Consider the following 19,798-nt stretch of genomic DNA (forward strand, 5'->3'; position numbering starts at 1 on the left):
GTTTTTCTTTTAGAACAAGTATTGTTTAAATCCCTCTGGAGTTTTGTTCCCATTTCCAAGCACTTGCCAACATATCGTCTAGTGTTTTAGTGGGTTTCCATCCGAGTATTCTTTGGATTTTATCCGTATTAGCCCAAGCTTTATCGATATCTCCCGGACGGCGTTCAACAATTTTATAGTTAATTTTTATGCCACTAACTCGTTCAAAGGAGTGCACCAACTCTAAAACCGAATATCCTTGTCCATTACCTACATTAAAAGCTTCTACTTGTGCAGTATTCTTTTCTTGAATAAGGTATTCCATTGCTCTCACGTGTGCATCAGCTAAGTCAGTAACGTGAATATAATCACGTACACAAGTACCATCAGGCGTATCATAATCTTGTCCGTAAATAGAAAGGTACTCACGTATACCCACGGCTGTTTGGGTAATGTAGGGAATTAAGTTATAGGGAACACCAAGTGGAGATTCACCAATATAGCCCGATTCATGAGCCCCAATCGGGTTAAAATAACGCAATAAAACCGCTTGTAAAGGGTATACTTTTGCTAAATCAACAATGATTTCCTCCCCTACTTGCTTTGTATTTCCATAAGGAGATAAGGCGGATTTTATCGTTTCTTCTTCTGTTATAGGCATCGTTTCTCCTTGTCCATAAACGGTACAAGAAGAGCTAAACAAGAATTTTGTTACGTTAAATTGCTGCAACGCAGACAAGACATTAATCAAAGAGAAAAAGTTATTCTCGTAATAGAGCATGGGTTTTTGCATACTTTCCCCTACCGCTTTTGACGCAGCAAAGTGAATCACTCCTGCGAGGTCAGTGTGCGTTTCAAAAAAGCGAAAAACAATTTGTTTATCACACAGGTCTATTTCGTGAAATGTAGGTCTGATTCCTGTAATCTTTTCGATCCCATCTAAAACCTCAATAGAAGCATTAGATAAATTGTCGATCACAATCACTTCATATCCCTTTTGTTGCAATGCTACTACTGTGTGAGAACCTATAAACCCTAGTCCACCTGTCACTACTATCTTCATCTGATCATATTAATTATACTATTTCCAAAGGTACTTGTTTTTTTTATTTGTAGGGCAATATTTATTGTCGATCAGCTTATCTGTGATCGGTTATGAGGTATCAGTAGATTATCTAAAATAAGGTACTCTGTTCCTTAAACAACGAACGACAAACAATCCACTTAAAATTCGCGTTTACTCAATCAAAGTGTTGTCCAATTCAACAAAGTGGGGAAGTTTCCCAAAAAAAACAGCTGTTCCCGCCAGTAAATTCGCTTGGCATGCATCTTGCACTATACACAGTGGAAATGGATATAGTGTAATACTGAAATAGCGGGTTTTTCCCCTTCTTTACACTCAAAAGTTAGTTCATTTTCCTCAAAACTCACTATTATGAAAACAAACCAAGTCCCCAATTCTGTTCGAAATGATCTCGGATCATCGCACATAGTAAATAAACCAAAGCGATTTAGTTTAACCGATTACTTTGTCTTAGCGCTTACTTTTGCGCTTTTATTTAGCAGTGTGATTGCGTTATATCACTTTCAGCCCTATTTTGCAAAGATACAGCTCAAGCGTTTAGAAGGTTTTAGTGGACAGCTCTTTTTTGGGGTTAGTCTATTCTTACTAGCTATACAGGTCTTATTCTTATTTTATATTTTTTATCAGTACTTTAAATACAAGCCCGTTGCTCCGGTTGCTGACGATCAATTACCTACGTGTACGGTTATTGTTCCCGCTTACAATGAAGGTCGATTAGTATATGATACGTTAATAAGCTTGGCTCAAAGTGACTTCCCTGCGGAGAAATTAGAGATTCTCTCTTTTGATGACGGGAGTAAAGATGACACATGGGAGTGGATGCAACGCGCTAAAGCGGTATTGGGATCCCGTTTATCCATCTATCAGCAGCCCAAGAATATGGGAAAAAGACATGCTTTATACCGAGGGTTTAACTTGGGTAAAGGAGCGGTTTTTGTAACGGTAGACAGTGATTCGATTGTAAAAGAAGACACGTTACGCCAACTTGTTAGTCCCTTTGTAAACAATGCATTATGTGGTGCTGTAGGTGGAAATGTAGCGGTACTCAATACACAAAACGGCATCATTCCCAAAATGCTCAATGTAAGTTTTGTTTTTAGCTTTGAATTTATACGTTCTGCTCAAAGTGCGTTAAACAGTGTGTTATGTACACCTGGAGCACTTGCTGCTTACCGCAGGGAAGCTGTTATGAACTGTTTAGAGGCATGGATCAATCAGACATTTATGGGTACACCTTCTGATATTGGAGAAGATCGCGCCATGACTAATATGATTTTAAAACAAGGGTACCACGTTTTATTTCAAAAGAACGCTTACGTATTAACCAATACACCAGAGCGATTTAAAGGATTATACAAAATGTTTATTCGCTGGGAACGCAGTAATGTACGCGAGAATATTATGATGAGTAAGTTTGCCTTTACCAAGTTTAGAGTAGGATCAACAGTAGGCCCGCGTATTCTATTGCTCAACCAATGGCTCAAGGTTATTTTAGCTTATCCTATGCTTCTTTTGATGCTGTATTTGGTTTTGAGTTATCCGATTATGTTTGTGACTAGTGCCTTAGCGGGAATCTTAATTTTCTCTTCTATTCAAGTCATTTTCTACGCGAATAAATACACGATTAAAGATTCTTTTTGGGCCTATACCTACAGCATCTTCTACACGTTTACGTTATTCTGGATTACGCCATATGCTATTGCAACAGCCAATCGAAGAGGTTGGTTAACAAGAACACTTCCTACTAAATAGTAGATTTCCATAGTTAAAGAAAAGGAGCGATTCGAATGAGTCGCTCCTTTTAGTATTAATCTTTCAAACGAATCGCGAGGATCTCTCCTGTAGCACAGAGGATCTCATTGGCTGATAAGGTCATATCTACCCATACCTTTCTTCCTTCAATACTTCTGAGTTTTCCCTTGAGTACTAAAGGCACTCCCATAGGCGTCATCGCTTTAAAGTCGACCTTTAAGGACGCTGTGACACAACGTGCTGCCAGAGGAGCTTCTAAAGGCAGGTCTTCTGCTAAACAAATAAATGCGGCAGCAGAACCTGTACCGTGACAATCCAATAAAGAAGCAATCAATCCACCGTATACACTTTCTGGCAAGGCCGTGTATTCGGGTTTGGGAGTAAAATGGGCGATAGTTTGCTCCTTTCCTTCCACATACGTTTTCAATTGATGTCCGTTGGGATTTAGTTTACCACAACCGTAACAATGGGCTAAATTTTCTGGATATAAATCTTGAATGGCTTTTTGCATGAGGCAATTTTTTTAATTTAGCTAAAAGGTAAGTATTAAATATGATCTACTAAAAAGATTGCGGTCTAAATTCTTCCACAATAGCCTTATACCCATCATAAGCTTGTTGAAATTCGCCCTGTTCCCTATATTGAAAAGCTTGTTCTAAACTACGTTCTTTCGTTGCATTTACAGCTCTAACCGATCGTTTTGCTCGCTCTTGCTCATTTTTTTTCTTAGAGCGAAAACCTGATATGACAACAATTCCCTCTTCATCTACATATAAATACTCGAACTCACTTAAATAAGCGGTGGCTAATTCCCATTTTTCATCTTCAATAAAAGTGTGCAAACGCGCTAAAAGTTCATGGGGATAACTTGCTTCAACAATAGAAACCACAGAAGCTAAATTCCAATCTTTATACTTCTTTTGTTTAAAGGTCATGTGGTTCGGGAATAAATCCTCTCTGGTTGTGTACGTTTTTTCCACATAGTCAATAAACGTCGTTTGCAAAGCTGGTGGCAGTTGGGCTACTTGTCTTTTTAAGGCCCGCTTTTGAAAGGTCGGAGAACAACTCCCCCATACTTGTGGTTTACACTGAAAAGTAAGCTGTACCACCTGCATCTTTTGCTCATATAGTATTACATACGTTAACGGCATGGTCGCCCCGTGTTTTTGACTACAGTAAAACAAAGGAATAAACACGGCTTGTTTCCATTCGTCGGCAGCAAACCAAACCGCCTCACTGTAAAACATTAGCATCGAAGAATCATAACGCGGATGTTCATATACAAAGGATTCCTCAATATGGTCATTCTTTAATTTTAATGTAATCGTTGAGGGCAATCCAATAAATTCAAATGCGCGCTTGCTATCGTAATTGTTACAAGCTGCACTTACCTTAATGAATAAACTCGTGTCACCATCTTCGTCTAGCCACATTTTCACCGCGGTAACCTCATCTTGACGAAGCGACTGAGCAGAGACCTTTGTTGAACCTACAATCAAAAAAAGCAAAACAACAGCGATACCTTTGAATTTTAAAAAAAACTTTTCTACCATTTCAACCTATTTATTATCAAAAAGAAACGTTTCTAACGTAAAAATGGTATTAAAACATAGGGAAAACAAATATATTATTTCATTAACCTTCACTATTCAACTATTTTTTTAAATTAAAAACATGTATTTTACCAATAGCACTAAAAATATAAATAAATATTTCTTAAAAAATACACTTACCTAGCATATTTTATTATAATAAATAACTTATATTAGAGCTCTATAAAACTAAAAGACTTAAAAATTATTAAATGAAAAGAAAAAAACGTATTTTACTCGTTGCCACCCTAGCACTGACAAGTACAGTTTTTGCACAAGGCAACATAAAAACAATCACTAATCAATTCTCTTCTATATTTACTAAATCTTCGAATTATCAAAATTATAAAATTGTTGACAAACAAAGTCTATTAGATCTACAACATAATGTAGAGGATTCGATTCGCGGTTATAAAAACAATTTAGCAGAGAGCAAGGTGTTACTTGAGAAACAGAAACAGGAGTTTGATTCGGTTAACGAAAAACTCATAACGGTAGAACAGGAATTGAAAACGTCTTTAGCTAAGGAAGAACACTTTGAGTTCTTGGGTATAGCGGCGGATAAGAATACTTTTCAACTGATTATTTCAGCCTTGTTTGTTGCTCTATTAGCGCTTGTTGGTGTTTTTTACTACCGTTTTAAAACATCTCATATTCATACAAAAGAAGCCCTTCGAAAATTAAATGAAACAGATGAAGAATTTGAAGAGTTTAGAAAAACGTCTTTGGAGCGTGAGCAGCGCATCAGAAGACAACTTCAGGATGAAATCAATAAGAACAAAGCAGATTAAGGTTGATCGTAAGATCTGCCTAAACTAAAAAAGTCGTAAAGCAACAAACTTTACGACTTTTTTACTATGTTATAGGTCTATTCCTCGTGAAAAGCGATAATTGGCACATGGGTGTGATAGCTTAATTTTTTAGTCATACTTGAAGTGAATAACTTGTCTAAGAAGCTTCTATTTCTCTTTACGGAAACGAGTATATCGATATTTTCTTTATCTAAGAAGGTGAAAATTTCTTTTTCTACGTCTTTACCTTCAACAATGGTAAAAGTAATTGGGTTGCCTTTGTAGTATTCCAACCAACTGTCGATCACGTCTTGCTTGATTTTATTCACATCTTCTGCCACGTGTACGCACTTGATTACGGCGTCATATCCCTTTGCAATTTTCACTAATTTATCTAGTACTATTTGGTCATTGGCATTGAATAAAGTAGAAAATGCTATCGAATGTATTCCATTAAATACTGCATCATGTGGTACGCTCAAAACAGGGGCTTTAAGAGAGTTAATTGCATTAATGGTATTGGATCCCAATAGTTTTCTGTCCCATCCGGAATTTCCATTTGTTCCCATCACTACTAAGTCAATTTCCTCTTCTTCTACTCTCTTTTTTAGAATGGTGTTTAAAAAACCTTCTTCTAAAATAAATTGCATAGGTACGTGATCTAAATTATTTTCTTTAGCGATATCGCGAATGAAAGGCACTTGGTCTTTAAAGTTTTCAAAATTGCTCAATTCGATTGATTTATAGACATCTTGTACCATAACGGGATTTGCTGTTGCTGAAATTACAGGCATCTCATAAGCATGAAGTACATAGAGCGTTGCTTTTTGGCTATCTGCCATTTTTAATGCGTATAGTAAAGCGTTGTTTGCTGTTTCTGAAAAGTCCGTTGGGAAAAGTATTTTTTTCATAGTAGTGTAAATTTAGATTTCTATAAAGATAAGGAATTAAGATTAACTTTTGAGTTTCTTACCCTCAAAAAATCACTGTATTTACGGCACTTTTAAATGAATAAATTGGACGAGAATGCTTGAAAATTGTGCGTTGTTGTTGGTGCGTTGTTGGTGAGATAGTACCGACAACAACAACTTCCTCTTCCCCAACATAAATGAATAAATAGTATCTTTGTTCTTATTTAGGAAAACAAATGATATTACAGGATACTATTGTTGCTTTAGCTACTCCTTCGGGTGCTGGTGCTATTGCTATTATACGCGTATCGGGTAAAGAAGCTATTTCTCTGGTGAATGGCATCTTTCAGTCGATCAAAAATAAAGATTTAACGAAACAAAAGACGCATACGCTCCACTTGGGGCATATTGTGGATGGGGAACGTATGCTGGATCAGGTTCTGGTTTCTGTTTTTAAGGGGCCTAACTCTTATACGGGTGAAGATACGATCGAGATTTCTTGTCACGGTTCAACGTTTATTCAACAGCAAATTATTCAACTTTGCCTGCGTAAAGGGGCCAAAATGGCGCAACCAGGTGAGTTTACCATGCGCGCTTTCTTGAATGGTAAGCTTGATCTTTCTCAAGCGGAAGCGGTGGCGGATTTGATTGCTTCGGATAATGAGGCGAGTCACCAAATCGCCATGCAACAAATGCGTGGTGGGTTTTCTAATGAGATTGCTTTGCTCCGTGAACAACTACTCAACTTCGCTTCGCTTATTGAATTGGAACTGGACTTCTCTGAGGAGGATGTGGAGTTCGCTGATCGCACGCAGTTTAAAGCGCTGGTGGAACGCATTGAGTTTGTACTGAAACGCTTAATTGACTCGTTTGCTGTGGGTAATGTAATCAAAAATGGGATTCCAGTTGCTATTGTTGGGGAACCTAATGTGGGAAAATCTACGTTGCTGAATGCTCTCCTCAATGAGGAACGCGCCATCGTTTCGGATATTGCGGGTACGACTCGTGATACGATCGAGGATGAATTGGTCATCGACGGAATTGGTTTCCGCTTCATTGATACGGCTGGTATTCGCGATACTAAGGATCTGGTAGAGCGTATCGGTATTCAAAAGACTTTTGAGAAAATCGAAGCGGCTCAGGTAGTGATCTACCTGATTGATGGGGAGAAACTAAATACGCAATCCATCGACCAAATTAACGTGGAACTGGAAAAATTAAAGAACAAATATCCGCTGAAACCACTGCTCGTGGTCTGCAATAAACAGGATCTTTTGTCGCAAGAGCAAATCGACTTGTTCCAAATGAAAATCGAAAACTTAATGCTGATGTCTGCCAAGGCTAACCTAGGGATCGAGGAGCTGAAACAAACACTCCTCAGCTTCGTGAATACGGGGGCTCTTCGCAATAATGAAACCATCGTAACGAATACACGCCACTACGACTCCCTTCTTAAAGCGTTGGAGGAAATCGAAAAGGTGAAATGGGGACTGCAAACGAATCTCTCCGCGGATCTCATGGCAATCGATATCCGCCAAGCACTCTACTTCTTCGGTGAAATTACAGGGCAAGTGACAAATGATGAACTGCTAGGGAATATTTTTGCTAATTTTTGTATCGGTAAATAAATTACTTTTCCCTTAGTAAGATATACTTTCTTTTATTTGACTATCAGTAAATTAACACTGATAGTCTTTGCTCTTAGGTTCTTTTATTGTTATATTTGTCATTATTAAATCATCGCATATTATGCGTTTTTAAAATGACTCATCGATAAATGAAAGTTTTACTAAGAGAACGTCTATTACCAAGTGGTAAGATCAATCTATCTATAGAATACTATAAGGGTACAATACTACAACCAAACGGCAAACGTAAAACCGTTAGAGATTATGAAAACTTAAAACTCTTTTTATACAGCGAACCTAAGAATGCTGGTGAAAGAAAAGAGAATAAAGAAACTATGGCACTTGCCAAGCAAATCTTAGCTATTAGAGAAGCTGAAGTTTATCAAGGTAGATATGAACTAAAAAATACTACTAAAGGTAAAACACCCTTTTTAGACTACTTTCAAGAAAAAACGGAAGAGAAATCTGATAGCCCTAAGAACTACGGCAATTGGACTGCTACCCTAATTCATCTAAAGCGATGCATCTCCCCGAACACTATCTTTGACGACGTAGATGAGAAGTTTGTAAAACGGGTGCGTACTTACTTCGATAAAGAGGCGCGAACTAAGAGTGATCTTCCTTTATCTCTAAACTCTAAATACTCCTACTTCAATAAGTTTAAAGCTTGCTTGCGTTCCGCATTTGATGAAGGCTACTTAGCCTTAAACTATGCCTCTAAAGCTAAATCTTTTGAACAGGCTGAAAGTCAACGAGAATACTTAACGTTTAATGAATTACAAGAATTAGCCAATACAGAATGTAAGTATGAGGTACTAAAGCGTGCTTTCTTATTCTCCTGTCTTACAGGGTTACGTTGGTCAGATATCAATACAATGACCTGGTCAGAGGTACGTGATGAAGATAACACAAGTCGTGTAAACTTTAGACAGGAAAAAACAGATGGTGTTGAGTATCTTTATATCTCTAAGCAAGCCCGAGAGCTATTAGGAGAACGTAAGGGCAATATGGATCGCGTATTTATAGGCTTAAAGTATTCTGCTGTATATAACAACGCTATTGTTCTATGGTGTAATAAGGCTGGTATTTCAAAGCATATTACTTTCCATAGTGCAAGACATACGAATGCTGTTCTCTTATTGGAGAACGGTGCAGATATCTATACCGTATCTAAGCGCTTAGGACACCGTGAAATACGCACTACTGCTATCTATGCTAAGATAGTAGATGAGAAAATGAAAGAAGCTTCTAATTTAATTCCTGAACTAAGTTTTTAAGAATATGTATAAACGTGTAAATCTACTAATCGCGACAGCCGTATTATTTATAGTTAGTTTTTTAATTCTTTTAAAAAACTATCTCTTAGGATATATTTTTTTAATAATCATAATGACAAGTCTATTGACTTATTTTATTATCAAACTATGGGTTATTTACTTCAACCATTTCTACGACACAAAACTAGAAAGAGTAAATACTAAGACTAAATTTTTAGATGATAAAACTCAGCGATTTCGTGTTTTCTTTTATGCGTTTTTTAGTCCTCTAGCAATTGTTATTTTCCTCTTATTTACTCGTGTTCAAGTTATACATGATTGGTATGAGCCACTTTATACTAGCCTACTTTTTATCGCTTTCTTATGGTGTATGTTATTTTTAAATTTCACTTGGAGTCAGAACTTTCTAAATAAATTTCAAACACCATGCTTAGACGATCCGTCTATATCTCATTTGGAAATGACTAAGACCAAGATTGTTTTAACTGAAGAGGATAATAAACATATTTGTCCTGATTTCTCAGCTATAATTTATATGGGGTTCAAGAAAAAAAACATACTTGGTAACGAAATAAATCAAGAAGGTTTTAAGAGACAATTCTTGGTTAATCCTATACAGCTACGGATGGATAACGTTTCCTTATATCATCTACACAAAGCGTTAAAACAAGCTGAAGTAATAAAAATTAGTTTAAAAAAATTTGTTACGTTTTTTATAAATGAGAAAGGTGAAATATATGATTATGATACTGTTAAAAATGGTTCAGCAATACAGACACCTAAATATCAACAACTAATCAATGATATTTCCGCTAAATTATAATTACCAAACACTTTAAATTCATTACTTTTTCAAAAGTAACTTGATTGTAATACCTTCTAATACCTTCATTTGCTACAATATAACCATATAAAAGAAAGCTTATGAAAACGATGGAAAGCAAAGACGTAAGAAAGGAAAATGTAGTTCAATTACAACAAATCTTACTTCAAACAATTGAAGAGTTTAGTGCATTTAAAAACCAAATTATTCACCAACAAAGAGAACTAAAAGAAGCTATAGGACTGAATATGATTCAGCAGAAAGAAATGCTTAATGTACAAGAGTTATCTGATTATATTGGTATGTCGACATCAAGTATTTATAAACTTGTTTACAACAATAAAATTCCAAATTATAAGCCAAATGGGAAAATATTATACTTTGATCGTGAAGAAATAAATACTTGGTTACGACAAAATAAAAGCCAATCTATATCTCAGATACAACAACAAGCATTAGACTATTCTTTCAAAAACAAAAAAAAATAAAGCGTTCAAAATTGCCCTTTGAACGCTTCAGATTACTATTGTCCGATTTTTTTAATCAAATCCTTATAGTGCAAATATAAGGATTATAATCTACTATTTATTATGAACTTAGATTCTGCCGAATTTATTCGTGTGGGGACAGCTTATTATGCCATAATCGAACGACCTACACTCAATAAAACAACTGAAAAAGTCATGCTTCCTTGGAACAAGGAAACTATTGTAAATGATTTTGGAAAAGACTTTATTTCCAATATTAAAAAATACTATGGTTTCTGTTGTATCCCTCAACATATAAACTACAGTAGAGAGATAGCCGATTTCTACAACATTTATCATCCTATAGAATACCAGGTACAAAGATCCAATGATGAGTTAGCTTTCTTAGAAAGTAAACTACAATTTACCTTAGATTTCATACGTCACATTTTCGGAGATCAATACAACTTAGGACTTGACTATTTTAAAATTCTATTAGAATACCCGACTCAGGTACTACCCGTACTTGTATTAGTTTCTAAAGCAAGAGAAACAGGTAAATCAACAATGCTTAAATACCTTCGAAAGGTCTTTTCTTTTAATGCCACTTACATCAATGCGGAATCTTTTGTAAACAACTTTAACTCAGATTTAGATGGTAAATTATTAGTTCTCATTGATGAAGTAGTTACTGATAATCAACAAATCACTGAACGCATCAAGTTTTTAAGTACAGCTGATAGAAACAAGATTGAAAGAAAAGGTAGAGATAAAGAAGAAGTAGAATCTTTTTACAAATTTGTCATGACAAGTAATTTTGAAGATTCGTTCATGAAGATAGACAAAGAAGAAATACGCTTTTGGGTGCGTAAAATACCACAGATAGAAAAGAACCCCGATTTCTTAGACTTACTTTTTAAAGAAATTCCTGATTTTCTTAATTATTTACACACTATCCCTTACTCAACAACCAAGAAAACTCGTATGTGGTTTACTCCTGAGCAGATACGTACGGAGGCTTTAGTAAAACTAATGAATTCTGACAAAAATAAGTTGCAGGACGAGGTATTAAAATTGCTACAAGAAATTACAGAAAGATTTGAAGATGATAAAATATGTCTAACTCCAATGGAAACATGTACCATGATAAAAAAATTAAATAAGAGAAGTAATATTGAAGCAAATGATGTTAGAACTATTTTCAAGAATTGGGGTTTTACTCCATCTAGTAATTCGAATAAATACTCGGGATATGACTACCAATCCTATGGAGAAATAACAAGATTAGATAGAAAGGGACGCTATTATGAAATTGAGTTGAGCAAAATATCGCATTTTTTTGATGACAATGATGACAGGTAGTATACTTTATTTAAAATCAACAAGTTATACGTCATCAAAACCGTCATCAAACTGTCATCAAATTTACTTTGATGACAGTTTTAAAAGCAGTTTGATGATTGATGACAATTTGATGACAGCTTATTAATTTAAATATCAATAAGTTACGAGCCTCTGTCATCAATCATCAAAAAATCAGTAAAATTTAAGTCACGTAGAATTATGACATGCAATGAAGCAAAAAAGATAAGTTTAGCGTCTATTTTGGAAAAAATAGGAACTAAAAAAGTCAAACAGAATAATCGGGAAGCTTGGTACCTAAGTCCGTTCAGAAACGAAGCAACAGCATCTTTCAAAGTAGACCTTTTAAAGAATCTTTGGTATGATCACGGAGAAGGAAAAGGTGGAAACGTTTTAGACTTTGTAATGAGATATTATAAGTGTGAAGTAAAAGAAGCACTACAGATTTTGGATGATGAATCTTTTTCTTTTCACCAACCTACTTTTCAAGACGATGCTATTAAAAAAGAAAAGAATTACAAAATAAGAGCAATTAAGCCTCTAACAAATACGCAGCTTATCAATTATATACAAAGCAGGGGTATCAGTCTTAAAATAGCTAGAAAATACTGTGTAGAACTTCATTATAGCCTTAACGATAAAAAATACTTTGGAATAGGTTTTAAAAACGTGTTAGAAGGTATTGAAATTAGAAATAGATATTTCAAAGGTTGCTTAGGCACCAAGAGTATTACACTAATTGAAAACAACTGTAATCAAGTTATTTTATTTGAAGGTTGGATCGATTTTCTAAGTCTACTTATGCTATATCCAAAAATAGAAAACAGATTTAATTATATTATTTTAAACAGCACTTCTCAAAAGGAAACAGTACCTGAATTAGACAGCAATTACGAGAGAATTTATTTGTGTTTTGACAATGATAACACAGGAAATGAAACCACAATTTACTTTCAAAAAAAGTATGAAAATCACACCAAAGACATTCGTTATCTATTCAAAAATCACAAAGACGTGAATGACTATTTAATCAATAAAAATAGGGTTTAATAATCATATTTATAGGAATTACTAACGGGTGGGTAATATAAGCAAGAGGGTACTGCGATAAACCGCAGTACATTAGCCAACAACCTGTATATTAAATACTTACAACTAAAAAGAATTTATACAAAAACTATTTTATGTATACAAAAAGGCATAACTATCATTTAATCAATTAGTTTACATACGTATTTTGTATACAAGAATTTATTTTGTAAAAATACTTAAATGAATAAAAACAGGATAAATATTTTAAATTCAACAAATTATACGCATGCAGGATTTTAAAGACACTTCAATTAGGATTAAAGGCTCAACTAAGAACAAATTAGATAAAATTTGCCGAGAATATCAATATAAAAAGATCAACGAATGTGTAGTAGATATGATTGACTTTTTTATTCAAAACGGTTTAAGTCCGAAGTCAAATATCAACCTAAACATTCAATCTAGTATAGACAAAATAAATCGAGATTTCATCAATAGAGATGATAGTTTTCGAAAGTGGTTTGGCGATTTATATCACAAAAAAATTGACCGATTAATGAAGCAAAATGAGACTATTGCTTCTGAAGTAGATGTTCTATTACATATTGCTAAAGACAAACTTCTAAACGAATTGCGAGAGGAAATTGCACAAGAAAAAGCTATTGAAGAAAAAAAAGAGAATAATCATTCACCCAATATTAACGATGATTACTTTGAAGTATTGCAAAGAAAAGAACTCTTGCTCAAAAAAGAAAAGGAGACTCAAGCCATCCTAAAAATCAAGCTAAAAAACCTGCTTGATAAAGCAGAGAAAAAAACAGGTTTTAATACTTCATTCGTCATCAAATTAAGCAAGAATGAATACGATGATCTCAAAAAAATCAGCTTATAACAACATCCTCAAAGGATCAATCCACTTATAAATCAGTATAAAATCCTTTTAAAGCATTGATGATTAAATTCTTCATTGGCACACCTTCTTTTGCAGCTTTCATCTTTAGATTCTCTCTTAATGATTTTGGAATATAACAATTTAATGGAACCTCGGGTTCTTTGGACAAGGATTCTCTTTTTAAAGACTCTAACTGTCCGAAAGTATCAAATAAATTTTTGATCATAGTTGTATAAATTTGAATTAATGATTTAATTAAACTAAATTTTTCAGCGCTGAAATACCATTACACAGCTAAAAAAACCTAGCTATTGCATAATATATAGAAGTAAAAGTTTATTGAAAATTGGAACTCCAAACTCGTTTGTTTTATCACACTAATTTATTCGGGAGATCTACTCTAATAACGACAAGTGCAAATGTAAGAATACAATACCTAAAATACTCTTCCTTTCACAAGCTAAATTAATTTTATTGCTATTAACCACAATAAGTTTCCTCTTTAAGAAACTTACAGCTAACTTAGTACTCTAAATCACAAGACTATGAAAACATATCCTTTAGATCAACTCATCGATGAACAAATAGGTCCTATTGGAACACCTAAACGCGACTTGTTTGAATCTAAAATTCAATTTGAATTAATAGGTGCCAAAATTAAAATCCTCCGCAAACAAAAAGGGTTAACTCAAGCTCAACTGGGTGAATTGGTTGGGGTTCAAAAAGCGCAAATATCTAAAATAGAAAAGAGCACCGCGAATGTAAAGATTGTTACTGTATTTAAAGTATTGAATGCTTTGGGGGCTAAGTTGACTTGGGAAGTTGAGGAAAACACATCTTTAAAATAACGAGTAACTTTATTTGTTATCTTCTTAAATCCCCTTATATTTAACATCTCATGTTAATCAAATAACATACAATGAAAATCAACAGATTAAAAGTTGTTCTTGCTGAAAAAAATAAAACCAATCGGTGGTTAGCTGAGCAATTAGGGAAAAGTGAAGTAACTATTTCTAGATGGTGTACTAATGAAGTACAGCCATCAACGGAAACTTTATTCCAAATAGCAATACTTTTAAATATAGATATTAAAGAATTATTAAATTCAACTAAACAAAGAAAGGAAGATTAATGTTTGTAGGTGTAGACATTTTAGAAAATGATATTCTTGAGCAAATGCCTGAAATATTAGATATTTTACTGTATGATAATACAACAAATAAAAATATATTTTGGGCTACAGATAATTATATAGAATTAGGAGAGGATTATAGTTTTAAATCCTCAATTAAAGTTCATTTAATTACAGGTGTTAATGGTGATGTAATCAAACCAAGAATTCAGAAAAGTAATGAATTAAGAAATAGTAGATCAAAAGACAAAGCCGAAGTATTTACACCTTCATGGGTATGTAATGCTCAAAATAATTTAATTGATGAAAAATGGTTTAATAAAAAAAATGTATTTAACCAGATATTAAAGGATGGTTCATCTACTCGATGGAAAACCATAAAGAGAAAAATTGAATTTCCCGAAGGTAAAACTTGGATTGACTATATATGTGATAAAAGATTAGAAGTTTCCTGTGGTGAAGCACCCTATCTCACAAGTAGATACGATACTACTACAGGTGAATATATTGAAATCGATAATAGAATTGGTCTTTTAGATAGAAAACTTAGAATAGTTTCTGAGAATGTAAAAAGCAAAGAAGAATGGTTTAAATTTTCTTTAATTGCATATAAAAATATTTATGGTTATGAATGGCAAGGTGATAGTTTATTGTTAGCTAGAGAATCACTATTATTTACATTTATAGATTTTTATAAAGAAAAATTTAATGAGTATCCTGATTTTAATAAAATCAAAGAAATAGCACAAGTAATTTCTTGGAATATATGGCAAATGGATGGATTAAAATGCGTTATACCTGAAAGTTGTCATACGATTATTGAAGAAAAATTTAATTTATTTAATGATGCTGAAGTACAAGAAAAGGAATGTGAGGGATGCAAATCCAATAATATTAAATTACATAATGGAAAATATTGTCTAATAAAAAATTGGAAAATAAATTCCGAACAAAATAAAGATGAGATTATAAGATTTATTGATATTATATAATAAACAAACATGCCAAAAACTAACACTATAAATTTAAATTTACTTGATAATCTAATTTACGGAAGAGTTGAACCTCAATTATATGCATTTACAACTGAAACTATTCCTAATTATCTTAAAATAGGTGATACATATCGACCAGTAGATAAAAGATTAAATGAATGGAAAAAGTTTTTTCCTAATCTTGAAAGAAAGTATACGACTGTAGCAAAAATAAATAATGATATATATTATCGTGATTTATCTGTTCATAATTATTTAGAAAAGGATTTACAAAAAATTCGTCTATTACCAGGTGTTTTACCTTCTATTCCTTATTATTCAAAAGAGTTTTTTAAAGATACTTCTATTGATGATGTTAATTTAGCTATATCTGATATTAAACTAAATTTCGAAAATAATTCAGGCAAATATCAATTTTATAAGTTTGAGGAAAGTAGAATTCCAGAAACCTTTGTGTACGAAAGAAATAAAAGTTTTCCTCCAAGACCTAATCAGCAAGAAGCTATTAATAATTTCAAAAATGCTGTTAGTAATGGAAGAACAAATCTATTAATGTATGCAGTTATGAGATTTGGTAAATCTTTTACATCTATGTGTTGTGCTACCGAAATTTCAGCAAAATTAGTTGTTGTTGTATCTGCTAAAAAGGATGTCAAAGAAGAGTGGAAAAAAACTGTAGAAAGTCATGTTCGTTTTAAAGAATATGAGTTTGTTGATTCTGATAAATTACTTGAAACTGAAAATTACTTATCTTCTAAAATTGAACAAAACCAAAAGATAGTTTTATTCTTAACTCTTCAAGATTTACAAGGCGATTCAATTAAGAATAAGCATAAAGAGTTATTCACTTCATCAATAGATTTATTAATTATAGATGAAACTCATTTTGGAGCTCGTGCAGAAGAATATGGTAAAGTTTTAAGTTTATCTAAAGCTGAATTAAAAAAAGAATTAAAAAATTCAGACGAAACCTATGATCAATTAGAGGATTCAATTAAAGTTTTAGATGCAAAAATAAGACTTCATTTATCAGGTACGCCTTACCGTATTTTGATGGGATCCGAATTTACGAAAGAAGATATTATAGCTTTTTATCAATTTTCTGATATAGCTGATGATCAACAAGAGTGGGATCATGAAAATCTAAATCGTGATGAAGTAAAAGAATGGGATAATCCATATTATGGCTTTCCTCAAATGATTAGATTTGCGTTTAATCCAAGTAAAGCAGCAAGAAAAAGATTAGAAACATTAAGGAGTAATGGTATTTCATATGCCTTTTCTGCATTGTTTAAGCCAAAATCAATACTAAAAGATACAGTTTCTAATAATCATAAATTTTTCGATTATGAAAATGAAATATTAGAACTTTTCGAAATTATTGATGGTTCAAAATCAGAAGAAAATATTTTAAGCTTCTTAGATTATGACAAGATTAAGGAAGGTAATATGTGTAGACATATAGTTATAGTTTTACCTTATCGTGCATCTTGCGATGCATTAGAAAACTTAATTTTAACTAATAATACAAAATTTAAGAATTTAAATTCATATGAAATTATCAATGTATCAGGTGTAGAAAATGAAACGCTTTATCGTTCCGTTGAAGATGTTAAGCGTAAAATCAAAAATTGCGAATCTAATAATATAAAAACCATTACTTTAACTGTTAATCGATTATTGACAGGTACAACGGTGGAAGAATGGGATACAATGTTATATCTTAAAGATACTTCTTCACCTCAAGAATATGATCAAGCTATATTTCGTTTACAAAATCAATACATTAAGGAACTTGTTAATGAAGATGGCGATGTTATAAAATTCAATATGAAACCTCAAACATTATTGGTAGACTTCAGTCCAAACAGAGTTTTTATAATGCAAGAGCAAAAAGCACAAATATATAATGTTAATACTGATGCTAATGGTAATAATAAACTAGAAGAAAGACTAAAAAGAGAACTAGAAATATCTCCAATAATTACAATTAATCACAATAAAATTATTCAAATTGAAGCTACTGATGTACTTGATGCAGTAAGGAAATATTCAAGTGAAAGAAGTGTATTAGATGAAGCTGTAGATATCCCAATAGATTTTAGTTTATTAGATATTGATTTAATCAAAGACGTAATCCAAAAACAGGGTGAAATTGGGTCTAAACAAGGTCTTAAAATTGAAAATACAGATAGTGAAAATGGAGATGATTTAGATATACCAGATGGTGAAACTGAATCACCTAATGAAAGTTCAAATAGTAGTAGCAAAAATAATGAAGAATTAAATGAAGATTCTTTACGTAAGAAATTCGCTACATATTATTCAAAAATATTATTCTTTTCATTTTTAACAGATTCAAAAATAAAATCTTTAAAAGATATAGTGGATTTATCTGTTGGAGAAGAGAATTCAAGAATATTAAATAATTTGGGATTAAATATTAAAATTCTTACTTTATTGAATGATAATATAAACCCTTTTATTCTTAAAGAATTAGATTATAAAATACATAATATAAATTCTTTAGCCAATGATGATAGTCTATCTGAATTTGAACGTGCAACAATTGCTTTAAATAAATTTAGTAGATTATCCGATTCAGAAGTAGTCACACCTAAAAATGTAGCTAAATCCTTAATAGAATTGATACCTGTAACAAGTGTAAATACTGATTTTAGAATATTAGATATTGCAAGTAAGCAGGGAGAATTTGTTTATGCTACTTTTGAGAAATTTGGTAAAGATGTAGCAAACAATTTTTACTCTATCCCTACATCTAACATTGCTTATGAATTTACACGTAAAGTATATACATTATTAGGGCTAGATATAAATAAAATAGAAAAAAATTACTCATCATACGATTTGTTAAAAAGAGATGATATTGTAATTAATAATGAAATTAAAATAAATAATACAGCAATGAAATTTGATGCTATTGTAGGTAATCCTCCTTATCAGGAATCAATTAGTAACGATTCAAAAAACAAATCACTTAGTAGACAAATTTTTCCTGATTTTATATATTTATGTGAAAATCTCAAACCTCAATATTTCTCGTTGATTACACCTTCAAGATGGTTTACTGGTGATGCACAAGATAAATCATTTATTAAGTTGAGAGAGTTTTTTAAGAAAAATAATCATATTGAAAAAATAGTAAATATTCCACATTCAAAGAGTATTTTCGATAATGTTGAAATTAGTGGCGGTGTCAATTATTTCCTTTATAATAGATCGTACGAGGGTAATGTTTTATTTACAGAATATTATAATAAAAATACTATAAATACAATTTTAAGGCCTTTATTTGAAGAAGGATTAGATATAATTTTAGCAGGTGGTTCTACATACAATATTCTAAATAAAGTTAAAAATGAAGATTTCGAATCAATTACTAAAATAACAAAAGGTAGAAATGCATTTGGGATTTTAGGTAAAAATGCAAAAGATATATCTTCACCTGTAGAATTACCAAATCTTTATGAGTTAAGATGTAAATTTGAAGAAATTCGATATATCGAAAAGAAGTATATCCTGAAGAATATAGATATAGCTGATAAATGGAAAATATTTATATCAAAAGGTAATGGGGGTGCAGGGTTATTAACAGATAATAAGCAAGTAAGTATATTAGGTAAACCATATGTAGGTAAACCATATTCAGTATGTACTGATTCTTTAATACCAATAGGATGTTTTGAGAGTGAAAATGAAGCATTTGCTTTAAAAAAATATATTGAAACTAAATTTCTAAGATATATGGTTGGTATTTTAAAAACATCTCAAAATGTACTACAAAATGTATATGAATTTGTACCAATTCAAGATTTTACAGAAAATTCAGATATTGATTGGACAAAAGATGTAAGTAATATTGATTTACAATTGTATGAGAAATATAAATTATCCAAAGAAGAAGTTCAATTTATAGAAGAATCTATAAAACCTATGTTGTAGGCTTCCCTATTTTAAGACGACACTGTACTAAAAACTGTGTAAATAAAAAATTCTGCTTGGGTTAAAATCGAGCAGAATTTTTATTTGAAACATATTATGAAGATCAATTAAATAAAAG

The 19,798-nt window shown here is 32.3% G+C and carries 18 protein-coding genes; 13 read left to right on the forward strand and 5 right to left on the reverse strand.

What is annotated here, in order from left to right; translation table 11 throughout:
* Positions 1–25 precede the first annotated feature (25 nt).
* Positions 26–1,042, reverse strand: coding sequence for a UDP-glucose 4-epimerase GalE (gene galE / locus ACPDG9_RS09995; protein ID WP_430527617.1), 1,017 nt, complete (start codon positions 1,040–1,042; stop codon positions 26–28).
* A gap of 372 nt (positions 1,043–1,414) precedes the next feature.
* Here galE and ACPDG9_RS10000 point away from each other — a divergent pair, with 372 nt between their 5' ends.
* A complete protein-coding gene (locus tag ACPDG9_RS10000; RefSeq protein ID WP_430527618.1) occupies positions 1,415–2,815 on the forward strand; it encodes a glycosyltransferase in 1,401 nt (466 codons plus the stop codon).
* A 55-nt stretch (positions 2,816–2,870) separates the two neighbouring features.
* On the opposite strand, the gene ACPDG9_RS10005 is transcribed toward ACPDG9_RS10000, so the two are convergent.
* Together ACPDG9_RS10005 and ACPDG9_RS10010 are read right to left on the reverse strand one after the other, a co-directional pair.
* The gene (locus ACPDG9_RS10005; RefSeq protein ID WP_430527619.1) at positions 2,871–3,326 is read right to left on the reverse strand and encodes a PaaI family thioesterase; all 456 of its coding nucleotides are present in this window, start codon (positions 3,324–3,326) and stop codon (positions 2,871–2,873) included.
* Positions 3,327–3,375: 49 nt separating this feature from the next.
* A complete protein-coding gene (locus ACPDG9_RS10010) occupies positions 3,376–4,368 on the reverse strand; it encodes a hypothetical protein (RefSeq protein WP_430527620.1) in 993 nt (330 codons plus the stop codon).
* Between the two features lie 251 nt (positions 4,369–4,619).
* Between ACPDG9_RS10010 and ACPDG9_RS10015 the strand changes: the two genes are divergently transcribed.
* Positions 4,620–5,198, forward strand: a complete 579-nt coding sequence (locus ACPDG9_RS10015; RefSeq protein WP_430527621.1) for a hypothetical protein — start codon at positions 4,620–4,622, stop codon at positions 5,196–5,198.
* Between the two features lie 77 nt (positions 5,199–5,275).
* Here the strand turns inward: ACPDG9_RS10015 and ACPDG9_RS10020 are convergent, their stop codons facing one another.
* The gene (locus ACPDG9_RS10020; RefSeq protein WP_430527622.1) at positions 5,276–6,109 is read right to left on the reverse strand and encodes a universal stress protein; all 834 of its coding nucleotides are present in this window, start codon (positions 6,107–6,109) and stop codon (positions 5,276–5,278) included.
* A gap of 236 nt (positions 6,110–6,345) precedes the next feature.
* Between ACPDG9_RS10020 and mnmE the strand changes: the two genes are divergently transcribed.
* The 7 genes from mnmE (at position 6,346) to ACPDG9_RS10055 (ending at position 13,590) form a co-directional block, all read left to right on the forward strand.
* Entirely contained in the window at positions 6,346–7,737 is a 1,392-nt protein-coding gene (mnmE, locus tag ACPDG9_RS10025) for a tRNA uridine-5-carboxymethylaminomethyl(34) synthesis GTPase MnmE (protein WP_430527623.1), read from the forward strand.
* Positions 7,738–7,886: 149 nt separating this feature from the next.
* The gene (locus tag ACPDG9_RS10030) at positions 7,887–9,014 is read left to right on the forward strand and encodes a tyrosine-type recombinase/integrase (protein WP_430527624.1); all 1,128 of its coding nucleotides are present in this window, start codon (positions 7,887–7,889) and stop codon (positions 9,012–9,014) included.
* Between the two features lie 4 nt (positions 9,015–9,018).
* On the forward strand, positions 9,019–9,837 hold the full coding sequence (locus ACPDG9_RS10035; RefSeq protein WP_430527625.1) for a hypothetical protein: 819 nt from the start codon (positions 9,019–9,021) through the stop codon (positions 9,835–9,837).
* Positions 9,838–9,938: 101 nt separating this feature from the next.
* Entirely contained in the window at positions 9,939–10,325 is a 387-nt protein-coding gene (locus tag ACPDG9_RS10040) for a helix-turn-helix transcriptional regulator (RefSeq protein ID WP_430527626.1), read from the forward strand.
* Positions 10,326–10,427: 102 nt separating this feature from the next.
* Positions 10,428–11,666 carry a primase-helicase family protein gene (locus tag ACPDG9_RS10045; RefSeq protein WP_225581896.1) on the forward strand — a complete coding sequence of 413 codons (1,239 nt, stop codon included), beginning with the start codon at positions 10,428–10,430 and terminating at the stop codon, positions 11,664–11,666.
* A gap of 243 nt (positions 11,667–11,909) precedes the next feature.
* Entirely contained in the window at positions 11,910–12,716 is an 807-nt protein-coding gene (locus ACPDG9_RS10050) for a toprim domain-containing protein (RefSeq protein WP_430527627.1), read from the forward strand.
* 268 nt (positions 12,717–12,984) lie between these two features.
* Complete coding sequence (locus ACPDG9_RS10055; RefSeq protein ID WP_430527628.1) at positions 12,985–13,590, forward strand: BfmA/BtgA family mobilization protein; 606 nt, start codon at positions 12,985–12,987, stop codon at positions 13,588–13,590.
* Between the two features lie 25 nt (positions 13,591–13,615).
* On the opposite strand, the gene ACPDG9_RS10060 is transcribed toward ACPDG9_RS10055, so the two are convergent.
* The gene (locus tag ACPDG9_RS10060; RefSeq protein WP_430527629.1) at positions 13,616–13,816 is read right to left on the reverse strand and encodes a hypothetical protein; all 201 of its coding nucleotides are present in this window, start codon (positions 13,814–13,816) and stop codon (positions 13,616–13,618) included.
* 319 nt (positions 13,817–14,135) lie between these two features.
* Here ACPDG9_RS10060 and ACPDG9_RS10065 point away from each other — a divergent pair, with 319 nt between their 5' ends.
* The 4 genes from ACPDG9_RS10065 (at position 14,136) to ACPDG9_RS10080 (ending at position 19,680) form a co-directional block, all read left to right on the forward strand.
* The gene (locus ACPDG9_RS10065) at positions 14,136–14,438 is read left to right on the forward strand and encodes a helix-turn-helix domain-containing protein (protein ID WP_430527630.1); all 303 of its coding nucleotides are present in this window, start codon (positions 14,136–14,138) and stop codon (positions 14,436–14,438) included.
* Positions 14,439–14,509: 71 nt separating this feature from the next.
* Positions 14,510–14,722 (forward strand): helix-turn-helix transcriptional regulator, encoded by a 213-nt coding sequence (locus ACPDG9_RS10070; protein WP_430527631.1) that lies wholly within the window; start codon positions 14,510–14,512, stop codon positions 14,720–14,722.
* Positions 14,722–15,714, forward strand: a complete 993-nt coding sequence (locus ACPDG9_RS10075; protein WP_078720713.1) for a restriction endonuclease subunit M — start codon at positions 14,722–14,724, stop codon at positions 15,712–15,714. Before ACPDG9_RS10070 ends, ACPDG9_RS10075 begins: the two co-directional genes overlap by 1 nt.
* 9 nt (positions 15,715–15,723) lie before the next feature.
* Positions 15,724–19,680 (forward strand): Eco57I restriction-modification methylase domain-containing protein, encoded by a 3,957-nt coding sequence (locus ACPDG9_RS10080; protein WP_430527632.1) that lies wholly within the window; start codon positions 15,724–15,726, stop codon positions 19,678–19,680.
* The last annotated feature ends 118 nt before the right edge of the window (positions 19,681–19,798 follow it).

The organism is Myroides sp. C6-3, assembly GCF_050522425.1.
Lineage (GTDB): Bacteria > Bacteroidota > Bacteroidia > Flavobacteriales > Flavobacteriaceae > Flavobacterium.

Coding starts and splice junctions, on each gene's coding strand:
- ACPDG9_RS10010 (WP_430527620.1), bottom strand. CDS start 4,368: ATGGTAGAAAAGTTTTTTTTAAAATTCAAAGGTATCGCTGTTGTTTTG.
- ACPDG9_RS10055 (WP_430527628.1), top strand. CDS start 12,985: ATGCAGGATTTTAAAGACACTTCAATTAGGATTAAAGGCTCAACTAAG.
- ACPDG9_RS10075 (WP_078720713.1), top strand. CDS start 14,722: ATGTTTGTAGGTGTAGACATTTTAGAAAATGATATTCTTGAGCAAATG.
- ACPDG9_RS10080 (WP_430527632.1), top strand. CDS start 15,724: ATGCCAAAAACTAACACTATAAATTTAAATTTACTTGATAATCTAATT.
- ACPDG9_RS10065 (WP_430527630.1), top strand. CDS start 14,136: ATGAAAACATATCCTTTAGATCAACTCATCGATGAACAAATAGGTCCT.
- ACPDG9_RS10045 (WP_225581896.1), top strand. CDS start 10,428: ATGAACTTAGATTCTGCCGAATTTATTCGTGTGGGGACAGCTTATTAT.
- ACPDG9_RS10005 (WP_430527619.1), bottom strand. CDS start 3,326: ATGCAAAAAGCCATTCAAGATTTATATCCAGAAAATTTAGCCCATTGT.
- ACPDG9_RS10015 (WP_430527621.1), top strand. CDS start 4,620: ATGAAAAGAAAAAAACGTATTTTACTCGTTGCCACCCTAGCACTGACA.
- mnmE (WP_430527623.1), top strand. CDS start 6,346: ATGATATTACAGGATACTATTGTTGCTTTAGCTACTCCTTCGGGTGCT.
- ACPDG9_RS10070 (WP_430527631.1), top strand. CDS start 14,510: ATGAAAATCAACAGATTAAAAGTTGTTCTTGCTGAAAAAAATAAAACC.
- ACPDG9_RS10035 (WP_430527625.1), top strand. CDS start 9,019: ATGTATAAACGTGTAAATCTACTAATCGCGACAGCCGTATTATTTATA.
- ACPDG9_RS10060 (WP_430527629.1), bottom strand. CDS start 13,816: ATGATCAAAAATTTATTTGATACTTTCGGACAGTTAGAGTCTTTAAAA.
- ACPDG9_RS10020 (WP_430527622.1), bottom strand. CDS start 6,109: ATGAAAAAAATACTTTTCCCAACGGACTTTTCAGAAACAGCAAACAAC.
- galE (WP_430527617.1), bottom strand. CDS start 1,042: ATGAAGATAGTAGTGACAGGTGGACTAGGGTTTATAGGTTCTCACACA.
- ACPDG9_RS10000 (WP_430527618.1), top strand. CDS start 1,415: ATGAAAACAAACCAAGTCCCCAATTCTGTTCGAAATGATCTCGGATCA.
- ACPDG9_RS10030 (WP_430527624.1), top strand. CDS start 7,887: ATGAAAGTTTTACTAAGAGAACGTCTATTACCAAGTGGTAAGATCAAT.
- ACPDG9_RS10040 (WP_430527626.1), top strand. CDS start 9,939: ATGAAAACGATGGAAAGCAAAGACGTAAGAAAGGAAAATGTAGTTCAA.